Origin of the sequence: Bacillus oleivorans (assembly GCF_900207585.1) — a bacterium.
Classification (GTDB): Bacteria; Bacillota; Bacilli; order Bacillales; family JC228; genus Bacillus_BF; species Bacillus_BF oleivorans.
Genome location: NZ_OAOP01000010.1, coordinates 1 through 20468 on the forward strand (window position 1 = coordinate 1; position 20468 = coordinate 20468).

Below are 20468 nucleotides of genomic sequence, written 5' to 3' on the forward strand. Positions count from 1 at the left end.
TCTTTGGCATGCCTACTTTTCCATCACTCGCTAGTTTTAAAACAAGGATCATTTCGTATCTAGTAATTTACTTTGTTAGCTTGATGGGCATGGGGCAGACCCCCGGTTCGGTGAAACGTTACCGTATCGGGGGTCTAGCCGCTTTTTCAGTAAAAATCATGAAAAGTCAGTAAATGGCGATTGACTAAAAGCCATCGCTCAAGTAAAGTGAATATAACGATTTTTGGAAATTGATAATCAATTATCAATAATTGATAATATTTGCAGAAAATTATAGAGAGAGGGGGTCTGCCTCCTGAGTGCGGATAAAATATTTGCGATATTGGATTTATACAGTGAAAAGAAAACGCCTCTATCGGTAGCAGAAATCTCGAAGCTTCTGAATGCTCCGCAAAGCAGTGTATATAGGCACGTCAGATTGCTTAAAGAAAAAGGATATCTAATGGAGACGGATAAAGGTGCTTATAAACTGGGCTATCGATTTATTGAGTTTGCGAATATTGTTCGAATGGATCATAGTTTATCGACAATCGCGTTGCCTTATATGAAAGCGTTAACACAAGACTTAGGCGAAACTACGATTTTAAGTGTAATCTCTGATCTGTCAGCTGTTTGTGTAGAAACGGTTCCTTCCCTGCAGCCGATAAAGGTTTCATCGGAGCAGGGTAAAATTGTTCCGATCTATGCCGGAGCCTCTTCAAAGGCTATTTTAGCATTTCAGTCTGAAGCATTAATTGATCAGCTGTTTAGCAGGAAATTAGTCAAAAAATTTACGGAAAAAACATTAGCTACTAAAGAGGAGCTAATCGAAAATTTAGATGATATCCGTGAAAAAGGCTATGCCATTTCTGACAGCGAGATCGATGTCGGGGTCTTTTCTTATGGGTTTCCGATCAGAGATTCAAAACAAACTGTTTTCGCTTCATTGACTGTATCTGGTCCGACAGATAGAATGCTGCAAAAAAGCGAAACGGAAATCATAGAAAAGTGCCAGCAGGCTGTAAGAGAAATTGAAAAATTTTTATAAATGACGGGAGGATTTTATGACATTTGAAAAGGTCATACGGGGAAAGCTGATTTTAGAAAATGAGATGGTTATGGGGGAAGTTGGGATTTATAATGGGAAGATTGAAGAAATCAGCAGGGAGACAGGTTCATTAAAATATGAAGAGCTTCTAGACTTTGGCGAACAATATGTATTTCCTGGTTTCATTGATGCCCATGTCCATTGCTTCAGTAACCCGAATGAGGGATTTTTATCGACGAGCCGGGCAGCAGCAGCTGGCGGAATTACGACCTTTGTCGATATGCCGTATGATGTTCCGGATCCTATAACAAATACAGAAAGATTTATGGAAAAGGCGAAACGGGTTGAGAAGGATAGCCTCGTTGATGCAGGATTTTGGGCTACCATTACAAAAACAGGCGGGACTGATCAAATCAAGCCTTTAGCCGATGCCGGTGCGATTGCCTTTAAATTATCCACGATTGAAGCGGATCCTTATCGGTTTCCGAGAATTCCAGACTTTGAGATTCTCAAAGCTATGAAACTTGTAAAAGAAACAGGTCTAAGTATTGGCTTTCATGCAGAGAATGAAGAAATTATTGCGAACCTCATCAAAGAATACACCGAAGGAAATAAAATTTACCCTCGCGCTCATATGGAGACAAGACCGCCTATTTCTGAAACAAGTGCAGTCCTTAAGCTTCTTGAATTCGCTTATTGGACAGAGGTTAAACTCCACATCGTCCATGTCAGTCATCCGCGCACGATTGAATTAATTGAAATGTTTAAAAAACAAGGTGTCAATGTTACATCAGAAACCTGTTATCCTTATTTGCTTCTAAATGTAAACGCTTTAGATCAATTCGGGCCAAAAGCAAAGAATAATCCTCCGCTGCGGACTGAGGAAGATGTCAAGGGTTTATGGGATCATCTGCTACATGAAAAAATTGATCTGATTACCTCCGACCATGTGGCCTGGGGGCAGGAACATAAGAAAATCAGCGAGAATCATATTTTTAAATCCTCCGCAGGGCTGTCAGGACTTGAAATTATGGTACCCCTATTATTTGACCATATGGTTGTAAAAGAAGGAATTTCACCACTAAAGCTGGCAAAGTTTCTTTCTCAATATCCGGCAGAAGTTTTCCAAATCCCGAACAAAGGAAAAATCGCCATCGGTAATGATGCAGATTTTACAGTGATTGACCCAGCTGCATCCTGGGTGATTGATGAAGCCAAATTACGGACAAATGCCAAACTAACTCCGTTTCACGGCACACAAGTTCAAGGGAAAATAGCCCAGACGATTGTGAGAGGAACTACCGTATACGATGGAGAACATATAAAGGTAGAACCCGGATATGGAAAATTAGTCAGAGGAGCTGCCTATAAAAGGGGTTGACCCCGGTGCTGTAGTGTTTCATTCAAATTTTTTAAATCAGGAGGAATTGAATATGTTACAAAATGGGATTAGCGTGATTACTCTTACGCCGTTTGATGATCAAGGAAATCTGGATGAAAAAGGAATTAGAAAATTAACGGATTTCTATATTCAATCTGGTGTCCATGGCATGACGATATTAGGCATAATGGGTGAGGTACATAAGCTTTCCGATCACGAGCGCCTGCGCGTGATGAATCTTGTCTTGGAGCAAACCAATGGCCGAGCCCCTGTTACGGTTGGCTGTACAGCTGAAGGGACCAAAATTGCAATAGATTTGGCAAAGGAAGCCGAAAGGGCAGGTGCACAAGCCGTTATGATTGCGGCGCCAAGGAATCTAAATAATGAAGACATGCTATTTAAGCATTATACTGAAATTGCGGACAATATTTCGCTTCCGATTGTGATTCAAGATGAACCCGTAACGACTGGTGTGAAAATGTCCCCGCAGTTTATCGCAAGATTGGGTAATGAAATCGATAATGTTCAATATGTCAAATTGGAAGAAGCGCCTACCACTGTCAAAATCACAAAAATCCTCAACGAAACGGATCAATTAAAAATTTATGGCGGACTTGGCGGCATGTATTTCTTTGAAGAACTAGACCGCGGTGCCGCAGGGATTATGACTGGATTTGCATTCCCGGAAGTTTTAGTTAAAACGTTTGAATTATTTACTAATAATCAAAAAGAAGCGGCTCGAGAGTATTTTTATCAAAACCTGCCATTAATTCGGTTTGAGGCACAGCTTGGAATTGGCGGAGTCGCGATTAGAAAAGAGACGTTTAAATTAAGAGGCATCATTGACTCGAGCCATGTAAGATTCCCGGGAGCTTCCGTAGATCAAAGAACGATGGAAGAATTGCAGGAAATCATTGATTTTGTTGGTCTAACGGTAAAATAAAACGAATAGGGGGTTGCCGGGATGGATTTAGGCTTAAAGAATAAGGTGGCTTTTGTTTGTGCATCCAGTAAAGGTCTTGGGAAGGCCAGTGCGTTGGAGCTGGCGAAGGAGGGTGCTCACGTCGTTCTTACCGGACGGGACGAGAAAGAATTGCAGGAAACGAAAAAACAATTGCAGTCTCTGACCGAAAGTGAAGTGGAATATGTCGTTTGTGACCTGACCAAAAAAGAAGACATTGAGAACGCCGTCCGCTATACAATCGAAAAATTTAATCGAATTGATATTTTAATTAATAATTCAGGGGGACCGCCAAGCGGAACATTTGAACAATTTACAGATGAGGACTGGTATCAGTCTTTTGAGCTGAATTTATTAAGCTATGTTCGTTGTATCAGAGCAGTCCTGCCGTATATGAAGGAACAGAATTATGGCAAGATTATCAATCTTACTTCTACGTCGATTAAACAGCCCATCCCTGGACTTTTATTGTCTAATACATTCAGAACCGGGGTTATGGGCTTGTCCAAAACATTAGCAACCGAGTTAGCTGGGTTCAATATTCTTGTCAACACCGTGGCTCCTGGCAGAATTTTAACGGATCGGGTTCAAACCTTAGATTCAATCAAAGCCGAAAAAACTGGGATGTCCTTAGAAGAAGTGCAAAATCATTCAAAGAAAAGCATTCCTCTCGGTCGGTATGGTAAACCTGAAGAATTTGGGGCGGTTGTCGCATTTATTGCGTCGGATAAGTGCTCTTATGTGACCGGCACGTCGATCATCATCGATGGAGGTATGGTGAAGTCCATTTAAAATCAGAAGGCTCTGGGGAGAGAGACTGGTCACTCCCAGAGCCTTTTTTTGGGGGATTGTTTGATGGAAAGAATTTTATATTTTGACCATTTACCAGATGATTTAAAACAAATCGTTTTAGAAAAAGTGCAGCCAGGTGTAACGCTGACATTTTGGAGCGACTTGTCGGAGCGGCAAAGAGAACTTGAGCTGCGTCAAACTGATTATTTTATCCTGACAGCTTTTAAAATAGATGAAAAAATCATACGGCTAGCTGAGAAATTGAAATTTATCCAAAAGGTTGGCATTGGGGTCGATAATATTGATTTGGTTGCAGCGGCAAGTCGGTCGGTCCCTGTCTCTAATACCCCAGGCGGAAATTCAATTAGTGTCTCGGAAGCTACCATTTTATTTATTCTTGCCCTTTACAGGAGATTAATTGAGATGAACCAAGCAACAAAAGAGGGCAAGTGGTATTCATGGAATTTCCGGTCTTCTTCCTATGAAATATATGGGAAAACTTATGGGCTGATCGGGATGGGGAACATCGGATATGAAACGGCCAAACGGTCGAAAGCCTTTGGAACGAACATTGTATATTATGATAAACGAAGATTATCTTTTGAAAAAGAGAAGGAGATCCATGCTCAGTACGTAAGTCTTGATCAGCTTTTGCAAGTTTCGGATATTATCAGCGTCCATGTTCCTCTTTTGCCTGAAACTAGGGTTTAATAGGAGCGGAAGAGTTTACCAAAATGAAAGAGAATGCCATTCTTATCAATGTGGCGCGAGGAGGGGTTGTTAATGAGAGGGATCTATACGAAGCCCTTATTAACAATCGGATTCGTGGGGCCGCGATCGATGCCTGGGAAACAGAACCCGTTTCACCTGAGAACCCTTTACTGGCATTAGATAACGTCCTTTCAACCCCTCACATTGGCGGCGGAACGGTGGATACGTTTAAACGTACAATCGAAATTGCGTTTGAAAATATCAATCGCGTGAGGAACGGGGAAGAACCGGAGTATCTTGTTAATCGTTAAATAACCATTTTAATAATGTATCGGTATGAGGTTTACGGACACTAGTTCCGTTATTCGTGCAAAAATGAAGGTTTTTCGATTTTTGCGGACATGAGTTCCGTTATTTGGAGTAAATTAATGCATTTTCCTATCAAATTTCACTAATAACGGATCTGATGTCCGTTAAATCTTAAAAATCTGCTTTTTTACTAAAATAACGGATTCTATGTCCGTTACAAGTTAGACAATACGGATATTATCTCCCCAATAGATTAGGGTCTGTCCTCAGTATGGTAATGCTTACCGTACCAGGTCAGACCCTTTTTTAGCTAGCAGCCAAATACATTTCCCACAACTTAACAAAACATTTACCAATATTTACTTTCTATTTATTCTATCAAAATACTTTCTATCTAAAATGGAATCGTGAAAGAAATACTTCAAATGATAGAACTTGTAGGAAAAGCTACAAAAGGGAGGTTGCGAATTATGAATTACATTTGGTTTGATCTTGGCTATACCTTAGTGCACACCAATCGGGAGGAGCGTTTTCAGTTACTATTAGAAAAATCAGGCATACATAAATCCGCAGATGAAATTGCTCTTGCCTATCATTTAGCAGATAAATATTTTATGAGGGAGCTCCCTGGCGTATTAGGGAGGCAGTTTCATAAATACGCCGGAGATTATCAGAAATTATTATGCGAGTTTTTAGCAATCAATCCAGAGTCTATTGAAAAATCAACTGCAGAGACGCCTCAGCAAAGAATGGAGTGGAGAGCCTTCCCTCATACGATTCCTACCTTACAAATATTAAGAGAACGGGGATACGGCATTGGTCTCATCTCCAATTGGGATCAAACGGCAAAAGATGTATTAGCGCAAACAGGAATTGATTCTTACTTGGATCATAAAATAATTTCTTCTGAGATTCAAATTGAAAAACCGGATCAGCAAATTTTTTGGCATGCTTTAGAAAAAGCAGGAGTATCAGCAGCTGAGTCTATTTATATTGGTGATAATTACTACGATGATGTGGTTGGCAGCAGAAGGGTAGGAATGGAAAGTATATTAATCAATCCATTCGGCAAACAAGGAATTGAAGAAATTGAAGGAGTTCCGATTATAACTAACATTGGCGAGTTGCTTGAAATACTAGACTTACCATTAAAACCTGTATATTAGAGGATTAATATGCCAGATATCCATGAACAAATTAAGGAAAAATTTAATACACTCAGCTCTGCTCAAAAAAACGTGGCGCATTATATTTTTGAAAATATGGAGGAAGCGGTTGTTTCGTCTGCACAAAAGATTGCGGAAAAGTCAAATGTTAGTGAAGCTACCGTTCACCGTTTTGCTCAAGCATTACAGTTTGAAAATTTTATGGAAATGAAAAAAGAAATGATTCAATTTCTTCATTACAATCGGCGGGCGGTCAATAATTTGTTGCTGACAACTGCGGCTAAACCAGATTCATGGCTAGAGCAGCACTTTTTACAGGAAGCCGAAAATATTGTGAGTACAAGTAAAGAGATTAGTCAAATGGATATCCAGCGAGCCGCAGAGTTACTGCTATCTGCAAGGAGAATTTGGATAGGCGGCTGGCGCATGGGCTTATCGATTACTTCCTTTATGCAATTCGTGTTGAACTATATGTTAGGAAACTGCTCGATGATTCCACAGGGGGAGGCTGCCGAATATACATCCTATTTTCAGAAGGGGGATCTTGTTTTACTCAGTGCTTTCCCGCGTTATGATTCATTAACATTGAAAATTGCCGAGCTTGCAAAAGCTAAAGGAGTTTCCGTGATTGGTTTGACGGATTCCTCCTTATCTCCGATTTGTAAATTTACAACGATACATTTTTTTGCCAAAACCAAATCTAATAGTTTTTTAGATTCCTATACAGCAGCACTTTCCATCTGTAATGCCATAATTAATGAAGTTGCTTACATAGGCGGAGAACGGATTAAATTCAATATTAATCATGTGGAAGAACATTTTGAGAAATTCAAATAGAAGACGATAAAATTTGGAAATCTTACGGTCATTCGAGGGAGGATTGGGATATTTGAAATTAACAACAGTCGGTTATTGGGGAGCTTATGCTGAGAAAAATGAGGCAACTTCCTGTTATTTAGTGGAGGAAGAGGATACGAAAATTTTAATCGATTGCGGAAGCGGTGCCCTTTCTAAGCTGCAAAATTATATCGAATTAACAGAATTAGATGCAGTGTTCATAAGTCATATACATACCGATCATATTGCTGACATCTACAGTTTAGAATTTGCCATGCTCATCCAAACTCAGCTAAAGAACAGAAAAAAGCCGCTGGATGTTTATATCTATGCGGAAAATTTGGAGACTTTGTCATTCGCATATCCCGATATTGTCCATGTAAAAAAAATAAATCTTGAAGATTCAATCCAGATTGGGCCATTTACATTGTCCTTTATGGAAAATATTCATGAAATTCCATGCTGTTCGATAAAGGTTTCCAATCAGCAAGGAACAGTGATGGTGTACTCGGCTGATACTGGCTATAATGAAAGATTTATCGATTTCTGTAAGGAGGTGAATTTACTTCTCATCGAATGCAGTTTTTTTAAAGCACAAAAGGGTTTCGTAAAAGGACATTTGTCAAGCGGTGAAGTTGGAGAAATTATTTCGAAAGCAAATGTTGAGGAAGCTGTCCTGACACATTTCCCGCATTTTGGCCAAGTTGATCAATTGGTAGAGGAAGTTAAAGCTTTTTGTGATAAAAAGATTTATCGTGCAAAGGAAGGTTTTTCTATCAAAATCTAATTCGGAGGAATTGAACATGAAAAAGAATTTCTTTAGAGGCTTACTATTTATTTTAGTTGCTTTATTTCTAGGAGCTTGTTCAAATTCTGGTTCAGAGGAAACCAGTACAAATACGAACAGTAATCATTCTGAATCTGAAGAAACTTCACCTTCAACTGAAGCAGGGCCAAAGATTGTCCGGATTGCTATGAGTACAGAGGTAGATAACTTAGACCCTTATTTATCCGCAGCAACTGATACGATGTCGATGATGGATAATGTGTTTGACGGGTTATTAGATACGAATGAAGCTGGGGAATTAGTGCCAGCAATCGCAGAGTCTTATGATATTTCCGATGATGGATTAACGTATACATTCAAACTAAAAGAGGGCATCAAGTTCCATGATGGTTCTGATTTAACAGCAGAAGATGTCATTTATTCTTATGAAAAACTTAGCGGATTAAACGGCGGAGAACCTCTTTCTTCTCAGTTTTCAGTCATTGAAAAAATTGAATCAGCTTCTGATTATGAAGTCGTGATTACACTAAAAGAAAAAAACTCCGCCTTTTTAGCTGCCAATATTCGTCCGATATTGCCAAGCGGATATGAAGAACAAAGCTCAAGTCCAATCGGGGCAGGTCCTTTTAAATTTAAAGAATATAAAGTAGGTCAGGAGTTAACGTTAGTAAAAAATGAAGATTACTATGACCAAGAAAATATTCCAGAAGCAGATGAAGTCCATTTTATGGTCATGCCTGATTCAGAGTCTTCGATTTTAGCGATGCAAGCAGGTGAAATTGATATTATTCCTGGAATTAGTTCTCAAGGCTTGCTCCAATTAGGGGATACGGTCAGTACTGTTTCCGGTCCGCAAAACATGGTTCAATTAATGGCGTTAAATAATAGCGTCGAGCCGTTAGATGATGTAAAGGTACGTCAAGCTATTAATCTAGCCATTGATAAAGATGTCATTATTGATACAGTAGCTGATGGTGAAGGATCAAAATTAGGTTCGAATTTTAGTCCAGCGATGGAATTTTATTATGAGCCAGGCTTAGAAGAATACTATGCTCCAAATATTGAAGAAGCAAAAAAATTGTTAGCTGAAGCTGGTTTAGCTGATGGTTTTACATTGGAATTAACGGTTCCATCGGACTACCAATTCCATGTCGATACAGCACAGGTAATTGCTGAACAGCTGAGTCAAATTGGCATTACCGTTGATATTAAGTTAATTGAGTTCAGCTCATGGTTAGAGGATGTATACCAAGGAGAACAATATGTTTCTACGATTATCGGATTTACAGGTAAGCTGGATCCTTATGAAATTTTAAGAAGATATGAAAGTGACTATGGCAGCAACTTTATCAACTACAGTAATCCTGAATATGATCAGCTGATTGCGGATGCATTGGCTGCAACCGATACGACTCAGATGGCAGATTTGTATAAAGAAGCACAACAGATGTTAACGGAAGAAGCTGTATCTGTATTTATTATGGATCCAAATCGCACCATCGCCATGAGAAAAGGGTTAGACGGCTTAAAAATGTACCCAATCCAAAAATTTAACTTAGAAGATCTTGTGTTTACTGAATAGTTAAAATAAGGGGATTTTAATATTGAGGTATCTTCTATATAAGTTATCTAGTTTTTTTATAACGATTGTTATCGTGTCACTAATGATCTTTTTCGTCTTTCAGCTATTACCGGGGAACCCGGCGCAAATTATTCTCGGTATTGATGCCGATCCTAAGCAGGTCGAACAGCTTGAAAAAGAATTAGGCTTGGACAAGCCGCCAGTCGAACGATATACCGATTGGGTGTCTGGAGTTATTCAAGGTGATTTAGGCGAATCTCTCCGTTACCAGCTGCCGGTCAGTGACATTATTGCGGAACGTTTACCGGTAACCTTCTCATTAGCGATTGTTTCATTACTTCTTACTATTTTGATCGGGCTGCCTCTAGGCATATTTATCGCCCGGTCAGATGGTAAATGGATCTCCGTTATTTTAAATATGTTCACACAGTTAGGTATTTCGATTCCGTCCTTTTGGTTTGGCTTTATGCTGATTTTAGTATTTGCAGTCATATTACAGCTATTTCCAAGCTTTGGGTATGTGTCTTGGTCCGAGGATTTCTTTGGTGCACTGCGATCGTTCTTTTTACCTTCGCTTGCCATAGCGATTGGGAATATCGCTGTGGTGATACGATATTTGCGAAATACGCTATTGGATCAATCCAACATGGATTATGTTCGAACCGCCAGATGTAAAGGATTGAGTGAAAGAATCATTGTTTATAAGCATATTCTAAGAAACTCGTTAATTCCTGTTTTAACGATTATGGGTTTGATTGTAGCCGATACTCTTGGCGGCAGTATTATTATTGAAAATGTATTCGCGCTCCCGGGTCTAGGCAGTCTTTTGATTCAGTCGATTACATCTAGAGACTTCCCCTTGGTACAATCAATGGTCCTTTATATTGCGGTTCTCGTGCTTTTCATCAATTTTATTGTCGATCTATTGTATAAAGTTGTCGATCCGCGAATAAGGCTGAAGGGGTGACAGTTGTGAAGAAAAGGAGAAGTATTCCGTTTTTTGTAGGAATTGGTTTAGTGGGACTGCTCGCTTTCATGATGATTGTGAGCTGGTTTTATACGCCATATGATCCAAATTCGATGGACACAGTCAATCGATTAGCAGCTCCTTCTTGGGAGCATCTTTTTGGTACTGATAATTTTGGCAGGGATATTTTTAGCCGTGTAATGGAAGGATCGCAAACCGCATTTATCATCGGGATTTCATCCGTTTCAGTTGGATTATTTTTTGGCTTTTTAATTGGTGCCAGCGCGGGTTATTTTGGCGGCTGGATCGATGAATTAGCGATGCGGTTTATTGATGCGATGTTTGCCTTTCCTGGAATTCTATTAGCCATTATGCTTATTTCTGTTTTTGAACCTGGCATAAAGAATACGATTCTCGCCCTAGGTATCATGAGTATCCCTTCATTTGCCCGGATTATCCGCTCAAGCTTTATTCAATATAAGCAGTATGATTTCGTTAAAGCGAGTATAGCCAAAGGGGCAAGTTCGTTTCGCATTATTTTTCATCATATATTACCGAATGCATCGTCACCGATCCTAGTTGCGGCATCCCTAAGTTTTTCAGGAGCGATCCTTGCTGAATCGGGATTAAGTTATCTGGGAATTGGTGTTCAGCCGCCAGACCCGAGCTGGGGGCGGATGCTGAAGGAAGCACAGCCTTATATTGCGTCTGCACCATGGTATGTCGTGATCACAGGGGTAATTATTACGATTATGGTGTTAGGCTTTAATTTGCTGGGTGACGGTATTCGAGATAAACAGGATAAAAAAGCGTAGGAGGGTGGACATTGACTGCACCTCTATTGTCTGTAGAAAATTTAGAAGTATCATTAGAATTGATCGATGGACATTTTAAAGCGTTAGAAGATATATCTTTTTCTGTGTTGTCAGGAGAGGTAGTGGGCATTGTTGGAGAGTCAGGCTGCGGCAAAAGTCTGACATCACAGGCAATTATGGGAATTCTTCCGAAAAATGCATCGGTTCAAAAGGGCCGTATTTGGTTTAAAAATAAAAACTTAGCAGAATACGATGAAAAGCAGTGGCAAGGGACAAGGGGAAAATCGATCTCCATGATTTTTCAAGAGCCGATGACATCTCTGAATCCACTTATGACCATCGGTAATCAAATTGGCGAGGTTTTAAAGCGACATACAAATTTTTCAAAGGCAGAAATAAAAAATCGAACCATTGCGCTGATGAAAGAGATTGGTTTACCTGATCCAGAGAAGATCCATAGAGCCTATCCGCATCAGCTATCAGGCGGAATGCGCCAGCGAATCATCATTGCGATTGCTTTAATTGCTGAACCTGATTTGATTATCGCTGATGAACCAACGACCGCACTGGACGTTACGATTCAGGCACAAATTTTAGAGCTATTTCAAAAAATTAAACACTCTAGAGCAACCTCCATGATTTTTATTTCTCATGATTTAGGAGTTATTAAACATATTTGTGATCGTGTGCTTGTCATGTATGCGGGGCGAATTGTGGAGGAAGGGCCAGCTACAGAAATACTAAAACATCCCAAGCATCCTTATACAAAGGGTTTGATTCAGTCAATTCCCGATCATAAAAAAAGCGGGCAGGTTCTTTACACGATTCCTGGAAAAGTACCTATGTTAAAGGAACGCAATACGGGTTGTCCTTTTGCAGACCGTTGTCCGCATGTTATGGATATATGTTATACAGACTTTCCTGAGGAAAATCGTTCGGACAATCAATCAGTCTTCTGCCATCTTTATTCCAAAGTAGGTGAAGTGGTATCATGACAGTCCCTTTACTAGAAGTGAATATTCTTCACAAGCATTATAAGCACGGAAAGAGTGGTTTGTTTGATAAGGCAACGTTTGTAAAGGCCGTAAATGGCGTTACTTTTTCCCTGTATCCAGGCGAAACTTTTGGCTTGGTAGGGGAAAGCGGCTGTGGAAAATCGACAACAGGGCAAGTCATACTGCAGCTGATCAAACAAACGAGCGGGACCATAAAATATAAGGGGGAAGATATCTCTTCCTTTTCGAGCAGCAAACTAAAAGAGTGGCGTAAGGCTGTCCAAATTGTTTTTCAAGATCCTTATTCGTCCTTGAATCCGAAAAAAACAATCGGGTGGATTTTAAATGAACCGCTTGTTATTCATAAAATCGGCAACAAAGCTTCGCGTGAGAAGAAAATACTGCAAATCTTAGAAGATGTTGGTCTCGATGCATCGTTTTTAAATCGTTACCCCCATGAATTGAGCGGCGGCCAGCGACAGCGGGTAGCCATTGCTTCTGCCATTATTTTAAATCCTGAATTTATCGTGATTGACGAAGGAGTTTCTGCACTTGATGTATCCGTTCAGGCACAGATTTTAAATCTATTGAAAAAGCTGCAAAAGCAATATAAGCTAACCTATCTTTTTATTTCCCACGATTTAAATGTGGTGCGATATTTTTGTGATCGTATTGCGGTCATGTATTTAGGGGAGATTGTGGAAATTGGCAAAGCAGAAGACTTTGGGGTGAAGCCACTGCATCCTTATGCGGATGCGCTATTTTCGGCAATCCCAACGCTTGATGAAGAGCATCACCGGATTGTGCTTAAAGGGGATCTTCCTAATCCCAGCAACCCGCCAAGCGGTTGTCCATTTCACACGAGATGTCCGTATGTACTGGATATTTGTAAAACTGTGAAACCTGAAACAAAGTCTTTGCGTGAAGAACATTTGGTCAGTTGTCATAAGGTGGTATTAGAGGAACAAGCACAGGAGCGGGTAAAAACGAGCGCTGTTTTGAATGAAGCCTAAACTCACGAGGAGGAGTAATGTGAAAGTAGGAGTTATTTCTGATTTGCATATTGACCGTAATGCCGCTTTGCTCCCGGAAAATACAAGTTTTGCAGAAATTTTAGCAGATTTAATCAAAAAGCTTCATATAGATATTTTACTGATTGCAGGTGATATTTCCAATGATTACCGTATGAGTATCGACTTTTTGAATGAATTAGAAAGGTTAAGTCATACGAAGGTCCTTTTTGTTCCGGGTAACCATGACTATTGGTCTAAAGAGAATGGAGTAACAAACACTTGGGATATTTATCATGCTTTTAATCAATGGAATGGCTGTATTATGGAACAAGCTTTTCATTTAAATGATGATTGGGTGGTTGTTGGTAACTCAGGATGGTACGATTATTCCTTTGGCAGCGAAGCTTTTAGCGAAGCTGAATTTAATCAGGGGTACTACATGGAGCGGACTTGGCAGGATTTTAATTATGTGAATTGGGGTCGGGAAAATAAGGAAATGTGTCAATTTTTCTATAGGGCATTAGAGGCGGACTTGCAAAAGCATAAAGGTAAAAACATTATTATGATGACCCATATGCTAACACACCCCCAATTCACAGTCCCAATGCCGAATCAGTTATGGGAGTTTTTTAATGCTTTTTTAGGCAGCAGGCAATATAGTGATTTGTATAATAAATATCATGTAAAATATGGCATCATGGGGCATGTTCATTATCGGAAAATCGAATCAACTGATACCACAACGATGATTTGTGCATGCTTGGGCAATCATGACGAATGGAAGAGCGAAAACCTGGTGAATGAGTTAAATGAAGCTTTAGTAGTGTTTGAGGTTAAATAAAATAGGGCGAGTCCACCTAGTACAGCAAATTCATAACTTACTGGGGGTCTGGCCTCTTTTATTGTATAATGGAGGAAAGATATGGAATTTGGAGTGGAAGATTACAAGATTACTTTAAACGATATGATGATGGGAGTTAAAAGATGTTGGGGAATAACTGGCGAAGTGTTTTAGAGAAAATATGTGATATTTATTTTCAAGCAGGTACAAAGATTGATTGGATCCTAGTAGGTTCCGCTGGTTCTGTACTGCAGGGCTGTGACATGGAACCGGGTGATATCGATATTTATGTGAAAGAGCAGGAAGGGGCAGCTAAATTTGCTGAGCTGCTTCGAGAGTTTTCTCTAACGGAAACAAGTGAAAACAGGGAAAGTCACACTTGGCTATCTTCAAAGGATGAACCGGTATTTCATCAGACATTTCCTTCTGGTTTTTCCTGGTCCAAAGCCAGGTGGGTGATTGATGGGGTTGATGTAGAGGTCGTTCATATTTCTAATTCGGCGGGAATTCCGGACTCGACCACAGGGGAAGGGATCTGGGAAGGAGGAAAGTATATATGGGCTCTCTCGAAAAACGTGGAGTTTGGGAACTTTACTATTCCGGTCGTTCCTTTAGAGATACAACTGGAATCCAATTTCAGAAGAAATAGGCAGGATCGGGCAGAAGCGATCATTACAGCGTTAAAACGTGATGGCTTTGATGAACAGCTTTTAAGGAAAGCATTATCTTCTCCACATTTGGCTGCATTTTTTAAACGGATGTGGCAAAGTAAATCGCTTGACCATAAATAGAAAGGATAGATGGTTATTGACAAAAATAGACCGCCTTGTTGATCTCTTCGAAGCCAGCCGGAATCCAGAAAATGCGATACCGATGCAAAACTATATGAAAGGCAACTTTCTGTTTTTGGGAATAAAAACACCAGAAAGAAGAGAGCTGCTAAAACGTTATTTTCTGGAAACACAGATTTTAAAAGAACCGTTTCAGCATGAATTCGTTTTGACTTTATGGGAACTAGAGAAGCGGGAGTATCAGTACGCGGCTCTTGATTACATAAGCCGTTCCATTAAAAAGCTTTCCAAAGAAGATTTGCCGCTGATGGAGAAGCTGATCACCACTAAATCATGGTGGGATACGGTTGATATGCTTGCAGCCCATCCTATAGGAAGGATTGCGAAAGAATCACCAGAAGTAATCCAGGAGACAATCGAGGAATGGGCATATGGGGATCATTTATGGCTTAGGCGAACCGCGATTCTTTTTCAGCTTGGTTATAAAAAAGAGACGGATGAAGGCTTGTTATACCGTTATATCTTACAAAATGCTGACAGCAAAGAGTTTTTCATCCAGAAGGCGATTGGCTGGGCTTTACGGGAATACTCGAAGACAAACGCTGCGTCTGTTAAAAAATTTATCCAAGATAACGAGCTTCCAAAGCTTAGTATTCGTGAGGGAAGCAAATATTTATAATAAGTGATTAGCGAATAGACGCTTATAGTGAATCTATTTTTATAGAATTTATTAGGGAGCAGGGACATATATGTTTTTTATGTTATTTACAGTGAGTCTAATCCTATCTATAACAGGCGGGGTATTGTTGAGTAAAAATGAACAAGTCATAGGTTTTACATTACTGGCATTGGGATTGATTCTTTTCTTTCTGACAACCATTTTTTATAGGAGTAAAAAAGGGAAAAAGACTGATTGTTTCCCAGACTGTGACTTTTTTGACTGCGATGGCGGAGGATTAGACTGTAAAGGTCCGGATTGCACATAAAATGATAAGAGATATCATAACTCTGCAATTTATTCCTTGTCACAGAAAAAGGGAGCGTTCTTTAATTATAGGAAATTTTCATTTCCCGCTATGCTATCGCTGTATGTTCATTCTGATCGGATACTTTTTTGTTCCCTTTCTATTTTGGTTAGAGGCAAACATCCCTTTATACATAGGAATTTTATTGAATCTACCGATGATCATAGATGGAGTAACCCAAGCAAAGAAACTGAGGACGAGCAATAATTTTTTAAGAAGTACAACTGGTTTAATGGCTGGATTAGGTCAAGCAATTATTATAAAAAGTTCTGTATTATTCCTTGGACATCTATTGATCACCCTTTAATGATCTCGAAGGCAGCGGACAAGCCTTTTTTGACCGATATTGCTATAATTGTGAAATACATAATGATAGAAAGTAGGGACTTTTCGTGGAGATAGGTTTGAGCACGTTTGTAGAAACAACACCGGATGTGAAATCTGGTAAAGTAATGAGTCATGCGCAAAGAATTCGTGAAGTGGTAGAGGAGATTGTGCTTGCCGATCAGGTCGGATTAGATGTGTTTGGAGTCGGGGAGCATCACCGTGAAGATTATGCTGCTTCAGCTCCTGCGGTCATCTTGGCTGCTGCTGCTTCACAGACAAAGCGAATTCGTTTGACAAGTGCAGTTACGGTCCTTTCTTCTGACGATCCTGTTAGAGTGTTTCAGGATTTTGCGACGCTCGATGCGATTTCGAATGGCCGTGCGGAAATTATGGCGGGCCGTGGATCTTTTATCGAATCCTTCCCCCTGTTTGGATATGATTTAAAAGATTATGATGAGTTGTATGATGAAAAGCTAGATTTGTTATTGAAAATACGGGAATCTGAAAAAGTAACCTGGAGCGGGAAGCATCGTCCTGTGATTCATAATCGGGGTGTATATCCGCGCCCAGTTCAGGATCCATTACCCGTTTGGATTGGCAGCGGCGGTACTCCTGATTCTGTTGTCCGTGCAGGGCTGCTAGGATTGCCGCTAGTGCTGGCGATCATTGGCGGCCGTCCGCTGCAGTTTGCACCACTCGTCCGACTTTATAAGCAGGCGGCTGAACAGGCTGGTCATGATGTTTCGAAGCTGACAGTTGCTTCTCACTCACACGGTTTTGTTGGAGAAACAACTGAGGCAGCGGCTGATCAATTTTTCCCATCTACGCAATATGCCATGAATAAATTAGGACGTGAACGGGGCTGGGGACAATATGATAGAGCAAGTTTCGATTTTGCCCGCAGTTTTGAAGAAGCGTTATATGTAGGAGATCCGCAAACTGTGGCTGAAAAAATTATCTACTTACGCAAAAATGTGGGCATCACACGCTTTATGCTGCACTGTCCAGTCGGTACAATGCCGCATGAAGATGTCATGAAGTCGATTGAATTGCTAGGAAAAGAAGTAGCGCCTAGGGTACGGGAAGAAGTCGCTCGGTGGGAAATTGAGCAAAATTAAACGGATTATAAGCGTAAAATGGGAAAAAAGTGCTAAGTGCTTGTTGTTAATCTAAGAATGCATGGTATAATAAATTTAGAATATTACCATATTATTAAAAAGAGCCTGGCGGCAACCAGACTCTTCGATACAGCGTTACTGCAAGAAGTGCAGTGGCCAAAAGGGAATAGTAACCTAGCCCAGACCTTATAGCCGAGGAGGGCAGGTTACTTTTTTTTCGTAACTGCAATGATTGCTACAATCAGTGATCCAAACATTATCATCAGCTGGAGTCCTTCTGAAACTGAAATCATGCAACACCACCCCCTTTCACAGGGAGTAGCCACCGCCCATCCTGCTTACACTGTATGAGTAAATGATAGCATAATATAGTAAAAATAGGAACATTTGTTCTATTGTTTTTTTAAGCGGGTTTCCCAAAAAAGATAGAATCTGGGAGTGCGTTTTTTATTTTTTATGGAACATTATCATGGTCCGTCCGTAAATAAATACAAGTAATTAGGGGAGGAATTAAAAATGAGAAGCGGTAATCCAAGTTTAAGAGGAAATACATTTGATGCCTATGCAGGAATGGGTGGCGGCCATGTGATGACCATCCAGGGCACTGTCAATAAAACGTTCATTCTTTTATTGTTAATAATCGCATCCGCAGGTTTTACCTGGTTTCAATATTTTTCAGGCGTCAATATTGTGCCGCATTTAGTGATCGGTGTAATAGGAGTTTTAATCCTTTCATTAGTAACGGTGTTCTGGAAAAAAGCTGCACCTGTAACTGCACCGATGTATGCAATTTTTGAAGGATTATTTGTCGGGGGCATTTCGGGACTTTATGAAAGCGAGTTTCAGGGGATTACCATTACGGCGGTTACTTTAACGTTCGCGATTCTTATTGGTCTTTTAATGGTTTATAAATCAGGGTTAATTAAAGTGACACATAACTTTAGATTAGGCGTTGCTGCTGCTACATTGGGAATTTTCTTAGCCTATTTAACTAGTTTTATCCTAGGTTTATTTGGAATTACAGTTCCTTTTATTCATGATGCCACTCCGATCGGCATTTTGATCAGTGTTGGCATTGTTATTATTGCAGCATTGAACCTTGTACTAGATTTCGATTTTATCGAAAAAGGTGCAGCGATTGGCTGTCCGAAATACATGGAATGGTATGGCGCCTTTGGCTTAATGGTCACACTTGTATGGCTATATTTAGAGATTCTTCGATTGCTTGCAAAAATTAACTCGCGAAAATAAAAAAATATAAATGTAAAGAATAGTGATGATAAAAAAACATTGTATTTTTCATTTTAAAGCGTGTTCCCAATAGAATTTGGGAACGCGCTTTTATTAGGTTTTCTTTCTTTATTAAATATTTTAAATTACAAAGCCAAAAACCGTCGCCGTTCGTCTAATAGGTGAGAGGCTTGGAGGTGTTTAATATTCATCGGTTGGTGGAGAAAGCTCAAATAGGAAATCATCGGGCGTTTTTAAAGCTTTTTAGCGAGTACGAAAAAGATATTTATCGGGCGGCTTTTGTTTATGTTAAAAATCAAGCGGATGCCCTCGATGTTGTACAAGAAACAGCTTATCGTTCTTTTAAATCGATCAAGAACCTGAAGGAACCTAAATACTTTAAAACGTGGTTGTTCAGAATTGCAATCAGCTGCTCGATTGATATTTTACGTAAACAGAAAAAGGTCGTTCCTTTTATACCTGAAGTTCAGGAAGCCCTTTTGCAGGATGAAGAGGAGGATCTCCCGTTAACGTTGTCTTTACAAGATTTGATCACGTTATTGGAGAACGAGGAGAAGGATGTCATTATTTTAAGATTTTATCATGACTATACCCTTAAGGAAGTGGCAGAAACACTAGAAATTCCACTGGGTACAGCGAAAACGATTCTTTACCGGGCACTGAAAAAGCTGCGGAAAGAATGGAAGGGAGATCGTTCATATGGGAAATAAAGTCCAATCTGAAATGGATAAAATAGAGATTCCAGCTGAACTTCATCAACGAAGTAAACAAGGCGTTCTGAAAGCAAAAGCAGAAATGAGCGGAAAACAATCATTTCGATTAAAAGGAATAGCTGCACTGGCTGCCAGCTTGCTCGTTCTCGTTGGGAGCTATAGTGTATATACGAATCATTTTCAAAACGAAGTTCAAGAGTCAGAACCTATTCACGATTCTCCGATTTTGAATGAAGAAGGGATATTTATCCCATCTATTGAATTACCTGAGAAAACAGATGGTACGGAGATGGATATGATTGGACTGATTGTTTACAACGGGAAAATCTATACGCAGACTGACACTAAGATTGAACCGGACCAAGCAAAAGCATTGTTGGGAGAAAAGCTGGGCAGAACAAAGGGGAGCATTGATGAATGGAGTTCTCAGGATGATTATGCGGTTGAGTTTGCTTCTTCCATAGGTGAAATGGACGTGTACGCCGTTCAAGGGTACGATAAGGATTTCCGAATCATTGCGTTCGAGGAAAGGCAAGGAGAAGTATTTGCGGAATTTTATGAGTGCTTGAATGGAATAACGATCCAAGATGGTGAAGATATTTTCGGCAAGTTAAAGATAGCTGGAAATGTAGTCAGCGCCCAGTATAGAAATTTTAGTGATTGGGACAATGGAATCAATCAGTATTATCCTATTGAGAACGAAGAAGTGTTAAATGCTTTTGTGGAAGAGCTTAACAACGCAGTTCCATACAGCTATCAAAAGGTTGAGCCCACTTTAGGTGATTATCGTAATGATGAAGCATACAAACGATTGAATCTGATTTTGGCGGATGGGTCTCAGGTTGATTTAGTCGTAATCAAAGACGGATATGTCCGCTATGGATTCACCGATGTTTATTTTAAAATGGAAGATGAAATATTTACGAAAATGTGGGAGCAAATGAATTGAATTTACGGGTGTCGTTACCCCGGGATAACAAAAGCATCAACGTACTGGGGACATCAATTTTTCATTATAGAAGGATATAATATTTCGTGTCTTTTCCTTAAATGGGAAAA

The 20468-nt window shown here is 39.9% G+C and carries 21 protein-coding genes and 1 pseudogene; 21 read left to right on the forward strand and 1 reads right to left on the reverse strand.

The window, feature by feature from the left end; genetic code table 11:
• Window positions 1-310 precede the first annotated feature (310 nt).
• The 18 genes and pseudogenes from CRO56_RS18230 (at window position 311) to CRO56_RS18325 (ending at window position 17445) form a co-directional block, all read left to right on the forward strand.
• Complete coding sequence (locus CRO56_RS18230) at window positions 311-1027, forward strand: IclR family transcriptional regulator (protein WP_281257340.1); 717 nt, start codon at window positions 311-313, stop codon at window positions 1025-1027.
• 16 nt (window positions 1028-1043) lie between these two features.
• The gene (locus CRO56_RS18235) at window positions 1044-2408 is read left to right on the forward strand and encodes a dihydroorotase (RefSeq protein ID WP_097160058.1); all 1365 of its coding nucleotides are present in this window, start codon (window positions 1044-1046) and stop codon (window positions 2406-2408) included.
• A 52-nt stretch (window positions 2409-2460) separates the two neighbouring features.
• On the forward strand, window positions 2461-3351 hold the full coding sequence (locus CRO56_RS18240) for a dihydrodipicolinate synthase family protein (RefSeq protein ID WP_218839655.1): 891 nt from the start codon (window positions 2461-2463) through the stop codon (window positions 3349-3351).
• 21 nt (window positions 3352-3372) lie between these two features.
• On the forward strand, window positions 3373-4161 hold the full coding sequence (locus tag CRO56_RS18245) for an SDR family oxidoreductase (protein ID WP_097160059.1): 789 nt from the start codon (window positions 3373-3375) through the stop codon (window positions 4159-4161).
• Window positions 4162-4224: 63 nt separating this feature from the next.
• Window positions 4225-5183: pseudogene (locus tag CRO56_RS18250) on the forward strand (2-hydroxyacid dehydrogenase).
• Window positions 5184-5651: 468 nt separating this feature from the next.
• Window positions 5652-6347, forward strand: coding sequence for an HAD family hydrolase (locus CRO56_RS18260; RefSeq protein ID WP_179714346.1), 696 nt, complete (start codon window positions 5652-5654; stop codon window positions 6345-6347).
• Between the two features lie 9 nt (window positions 6348-6356).
• Entirely contained in the window at window positions 6357-7184 is an 828-nt protein-coding gene (locus CRO56_RS18265) for a MurR/RpiR family transcriptional regulator (protein ID WP_097160063.1), read from the forward strand.
• Between the two features lie 52 nt (window positions 7185-7236).
• Window positions 7237-7971 carry an MBL fold metallo-hydrolase gene (locus tag CRO56_RS18270; protein ID WP_179714347.1) on the forward strand — a complete coding sequence of 245 codons (735 nt, stop codon included), beginning with the start codon at window positions 7237-7239 and terminating at the stop codon, window positions 7969-7971.
• A 16-nt stretch (window positions 7972-7987) separates the two neighbouring features.
• On the forward strand, window positions 7988-9553 hold the full coding sequence (locus CRO56_RS18275) for an ABC transporter substrate-binding protein (protein WP_097160065.1): 1566 nt from the start codon (window positions 7988-7990) through the stop codon (window positions 9551-9553).
• Between the two features lie 22 nt (window positions 9554-9575).
• Window positions 9576-10520, forward strand: a complete 945-nt coding sequence (locus CRO56_RS18280; RefSeq protein WP_097160066.1) for an ABC transporter permease — start codon at window positions 9576-9578, stop codon at window positions 10518-10520.
• Between the two features lie 5 nt (window positions 10521-10525).
• The gene (locus CRO56_RS18285) at window positions 10526-11335 is read left to right on the forward strand and encodes an ABC transporter permease (protein WP_245855976.1); all 810 of its coding nucleotides are present in this window, start codon (window positions 10526-10528) and stop codon (window positions 11333-11335) included.
• Between the two features lie 11 nt (window positions 11336-11346).
• On the forward strand, window positions 11347-12330 hold the full coding sequence (locus CRO56_RS18290) for an ABC transporter ATP-binding protein (protein ID WP_097160067.1): 984 nt from the start codon (window positions 11347-11349) through the stop codon (window positions 12328-12330).
• The gene (locus CRO56_RS18295; RefSeq protein WP_097160068.1) at window positions 12327-13343 is read left to right on the forward strand and encodes an ABC transporter ATP-binding protein; all 1017 of its coding nucleotides are present in this window, start codon (window positions 12327-12329) and stop codon (window positions 13341-13343) included. Before CRO56_RS18290 ends, CRO56_RS18295 begins: the two co-directional genes overlap by 4 nt.
• A 19-nt stretch (window positions 13344-13362) precedes the next feature.
• Window positions 13363-14184 (forward strand): metallophosphoesterase, encoded by an 822-nt coding sequence (locus CRO56_RS18300; protein ID WP_097160069.1) that lies wholly within the window; start codon window positions 13363-13365, stop codon window positions 14182-14184.
• A 143-nt stretch (window positions 14185-14327) separates the two neighbouring features.
• On the forward strand, window positions 14328-14975 hold the full coding sequence (locus CRO56_RS18305) for a nucleotidyltransferase family protein (protein ID WP_097160070.1): 648 nt from the start codon (window positions 14328-14330) through the stop codon (window positions 14973-14975).
• Window positions 14976-14991: 16 nt separating this feature from the next.
• Window positions 14992-15654: a DNA alkylation repair protein gene (locus CRO56_RS18310; RefSeq protein ID WP_281257332.1), complete on the forward strand. Its 663-nt coding sequence runs from the start codon at window positions 14992-14994 to the stop codon at window positions 15652-15654.
• A gap of 308 nt (window positions 15655-15962) precedes the next feature.
• Window positions 15963-16307: a DUF2085 domain-containing protein gene (locus CRO56_RS23645; RefSeq protein WP_097160072.1), complete on the forward strand. Its 345-nt coding sequence runs from the start codon at window positions 15963-15965 to the stop codon at window positions 16305-16307.
• 85 nt (window positions 16308-16392) lie between these two features.
• On the forward strand, window positions 16393-17445 hold the full coding sequence (locus CRO56_RS18325) for an LLM class flavin-dependent oxidoreductase (RefSeq protein ID WP_097160073.1): 1053 nt from the start codon (window positions 16393-16395) through the stop codon (window positions 17443-17445).
• Window positions 17446-17651: 206 nt separating this feature from the next.
• Here CRO56_RS18325 and CRO56_RS23530 read toward each other — a convergent pair whose 3' ends face one another.
• On the reverse strand, window positions 17652-17738 hold the full coding sequence (locus CRO56_RS23530; RefSeq protein WP_313897795.1) for a putative holin-like toxin: 87 nt from the start codon (window positions 17736-17738) through the stop codon (window positions 17652-17654).
• A 223-nt stretch (window positions 17739-17961) separates the two neighbouring features.
• Between CRO56_RS23530 and CRO56_RS18330 the strand changes: the two genes are divergently transcribed.
• From CRO56_RS18330 to CRO56_RS18340, 3 genes are all read left to right on the forward strand, one after another.
• A complete protein-coding gene (locus CRO56_RS18330; protein ID WP_097160074.1) occupies window positions 17962-18696 on the forward strand; it encodes a Bax inhibitor-1/YccA family protein in 735 nt (244 codons plus the stop codon).
• 176 nt (window positions 18697-18872) lie between these two features.
• Window positions 18873-19406: a sigma-70 family RNA polymerase sigma factor gene (locus tag CRO56_RS18335; protein ID WP_342745900.1), complete on the forward strand. Its 534-nt coding sequence runs from the start codon at window positions 18873-18875 to the stop codon at window positions 19404-19406.
• A complete protein-coding gene (locus CRO56_RS18340) occupies window positions 19396-20358 on the forward strand; it encodes a hypothetical protein (RefSeq protein ID WP_097160075.1) in 963 nt (320 codons plus the stop codon). Before CRO56_RS18335 ends, CRO56_RS18340 begins: the two co-directional genes overlap by 11 nt.
• Window positions 20359-20468: the final 110 nt, after the last annotated feature.

Coding starts and splice junctions, on each gene's coding strand:
- CRO56_RS18260 (WP_179714346.1), top strand. CDS start 5,652: ATGAATTACATTTGGTTTGATCTTGGCTATACCTTAGTGCACACCAAT.
- CRO56_RS18240 (WP_218839655.1), top strand. CDS start 2,461: ATGTTACAAAATGGGATTAGCGTGATTACTCTTACGCCGTTTGATGAT.
- CRO56_RS18295 (WP_097160068.1), top strand. CDS start 12,327: ATGACAGTCCCTTTACTAGAAGTGAATATTCTTCACAAGCATTATAAG.
- CRO56_RS18330 (WP_097160074.1), top strand. CDS start 17,962: ATGAGAAGCGGTAATCCAAGTTTAAGAGGAAATACATTTGATGCCTAT.
- CRO56_RS23530 (WP_313897795.1), bottom strand. CDS start 17,738: ATGATTTCAGTTTCAGAAGGACTCCAGCTGATGATAATGTTTGGATCA.
- CRO56_RS18275 (WP_097160065.1), top strand. CDS start 7,988: ATGAAAAAGAATTTCTTTAGAGGCTTACTATTTATTTTAGTTGCTTTA.
- CRO56_RS23645 (WP_097160072.1), top strand. CDS start 15,963: ATGATAAGAGATATCATAACTCTGCAATTTATTCCTTGTCACAGAAAA.
- CRO56_RS18305 (WP_097160070.1), top strand. CDS start 14,328: ATGTTGGGGAATAACTGGCGAAGTGTTTTAGAGAAAATATGTGATATT.
- CRO56_RS18340 (WP_097160075.1), top strand. CDS start 19,396: ATGGGAAATAAAGTCCAATCTGAAATGGATAAAATAGAGATTCCAGCT.
- CRO56_RS18265 (WP_097160063.1), top strand. CDS start 6,357: ATGCCAGATATCCATGAACAAATTAAGGAAAAATTTAATACACTCAGC.
- CRO56_RS18235 (WP_097160058.1), top strand. CDS start 1,044: ATGACATTTGAAAAGGTCATACGGGGAAAGCTGATTTTAGAAAATGAG.
- CRO56_RS18245 (WP_097160059.1), top strand. CDS start 3,373: ATGGATTTAGGCTTAAAGAATAAGGTGGCTTTTGTTTGTGCATCCAGT.